This window comes from Mesorhizobium sp. M7A.F.Ca.ET.027.03.2.1 (genome assembly GCF_003999175.1).
Taxonomy (GTDB): Bacteria; Pseudomonadota; Alphaproteobacteria; order Rhizobiales; family Rhizobiaceae; genus Mesorhizobium.
In genome coordinates, this window is sequence record NZ_RZOM01000957.1 from 1 (window position 1) to 2,408 (window position 2,408).

Consider the following 2,408-nt stretch of genomic DNA (forward strand, 5'->3'; position numbering starts at 1 on the left):
ACGAAGGCACGGTCGTCAAGACCGCCGACTTCGGCGCTTTCGTCAACTTCTTCGGTCCGCGTGACGGCCTCGTCCACATCTCGCAGCTTGCCAACGACCGGGTCGCCAAGACCTCGGACGTGGTCAAGGAAGGCGACAAGGTCTGGGTCAAGCTGATGGGCTTCGACGAGCGCGGCAAGGTCCGCCTGTCGATGAAGGTCGTCGACCAGGCCACCGGCAAGGAACTCGCCCGCGACAAGAAGACCGAAGGCGAAGAAAACGCCGCCTGAACGTCTTGAGTTCATGAATTGAAGCGGGCGCGGCTTATGTCGCGCCCGTTTTCATTTCAGCCCCGGTTTTCACTCTCAAATCGCCCAGACAAGTCGAGATCGAACAATGTCCGCCGAGCCGTTGAAGACGCTTTTCCATCCCTTCGAGGCCGAGGCTGTTGCTTTGCCGGGAAAGGGCGAGCGCGTGCTGTTTCTCGGCGCTGAGCCGGGTTTTCGCCTGCCTGAAGGCTTCGAGGCGACGCTTCACCTCGTGCAGGGCTTTCGGCCGCATTTTAGCGCGCTGCAGGCGTCTGGCTGCGTCGTCACCGCGCAAGTGGAAGGCGATGGCTTCGATATGGCACTTGTGCTGGCCGGGCGACATCGGGGTCTGAACGAAGTGCGCCTCGCGCAGGCGCTTGAGCGTGTGGCGCCGGGCGGCTTGGTCGTCGTTGGCGGCGGCAAGGATGATGGCATTGCCAGCCTGCGCAAGCGCGTCGGCGAACTTGTGCCGCTGGAGGGCCATCTGCCAAAATATCACGGCATCGCCTTCTGGTTACGCCGTCCCGCGGACCTCGCCGCCGCGGAAGAACTGCGCGCCGCCAATCCCGCTCTGCTGGTTGAAAACCGGTTCCCCACCGGGCCCGGCATGTTTTCCTTCGACCGGATCGATACCGGCTCCAAATTGCTGGTCGAGAACCTGCCCAATGATCTGCGTGGCAACATTGCCGATTTCTGCGCCGGCTGGGGGTATCTGGCTGCCGAGATCGCCGTCCGCTCACCGGGCATTTCGGCGCTCGACCTCTATGAGGCCGATTTCGCCTCGCTCGAAGCCGCGAAGCTCAATCTGGCAGGGGTCACCCAGTCGATCGCCAGAAACTTCTTCTGGATCGATCTGCTGAAGGAACCTGTCGAGAAGCGCTACGACGCGATTGCCATGAACCCGCCCTTTCACCGTAGTCGGGCGGCCGAGCCGGAGATCGGCGCCGGCATGATCCGCGCGGCGGCCAAGGCCTTGAAGCCGGGTGGGCGGCTGTTCATGGTCGCCAACCGCCAGCTTCCCTATGAGCCGATCCTGGCGGCCGCCTTTTCGAGCCATGCCGAACTCGCCCGCGATGGCATGTTCAAGGTGCTTGTCGCTCGTCGTTGATACAATGCACCGCGTTCAATGCAGATTGGCGACGCGTCGGACCTCATCGGTGACATGCACGTCGCCGACCCTGATCTTGAGGGGGGCCGGCCTGCCGTAAAGATAGCCTTGCACCACCTCGCAGCCGGCCGCCCTGAGCAGCGTCGCCTGGCTTTCGGTCTCGACACCTTCGGCAATGATGCTGACGCCGAGCGCGCGCGACAGCCCGACGATGGTCGAGACGACCGCACCCGAGCTGGAATCGGTGTCGAGGCGGCTGACGAAGGACCGGTCGATCTTCAGCTTGCCGAACGAGAAATCGATCAGGTAGCTCAAATTGGAATAGCCGGTACCGAAATCGTCGACGGCGACCGAGATGCCCATATCCGCAAGCTCCTTCAGGATGGCGGCGGCGCGGTCGCGGTCCTGCATCATCGCCGTCTCGGTCACTTCCAGCTCCAGCCGCGACGGCTTGATGCCGGTGCTCGTCATGGCGTCGCGCACGATGCCGACGAAGTCCTTGGTCATGAACTGCACGGGCGAGATGTTGACGGCGACGAAGCAATCGTCGGGCAGATGCCGGGCGTCGCTGCAGGCTTTGCGCAGCACCCATTCGCCGATCGGGCCGATCATGCCGGTTTCCTCGGCGATCGGAATGAACTCCATCGGCGGGATCATGCCGCGTTCCGGATGCCGCCAGCGGATAAGCGCTTCATACCCGACGATGCGGCCGGTCGGGAGATCGAGCTGCGGCTGGTAATGAAGGTCGAAGTCACCACGCTCGAAGGCTATGTGCAGTTCGGATTCGATCCATTGGCGATGGTCGGCGACCCTGCCCATTTCGGCATGGAAGACCGACCAGTTGCCGACGCCGCTGGCGCGCGCGTTCTGCAGCGCCAGATTGGAGCGGCGCAGGATGAGGACCGGATCGACGCCGTCCTTTGGCATCGCCACGATGCCGACCGACAGGCTGACCGATTGCAGGTGCGTACCGAGATCATAGGGCTCCATCATCTCGTCGATGAGTCTCTCTA

At 63.1% G+C, this 2,408-nt stretch carries 3 protein-coding genes; 2 read left to right on the forward strand and 1 reads right to left on the reverse strand.

Annotated elements, in window-relative coordinates; all coding sequences use genetic code 11:
* Positions 1–269, forward strand: a 269-nt coding sequence (locus tag EN750_RS29570) for a S1 RNA-binding domain-containing protein (protein WP_127398863.1), incomplete at its 5' end; no start/stop codon positions are given.
* A gap of 106 nt (positions 270–375) precedes the next feature.
* Positions 376–1,395 (forward strand): class I SAM-dependent methyltransferase, encoded by a 1,020-nt coding sequence (locus tag EN750_RS29575; protein WP_127398864.1) that lies wholly within the window; start codon positions 376–378, stop codon positions 1,393–1,395.
* Between the two features lie 15 nt (positions 1,396–1,410).
* Here the strand turns inward: EN750_RS29575 and EN750_RS29580 are convergent.
* On the reverse strand, positions 1,411–2,408 hold a 998-nt coding region (locus EN750_RS29580; protein ID WP_145968027.1), incomplete at its 5' end, for a GGDEF domain-containing phosphodiesterase.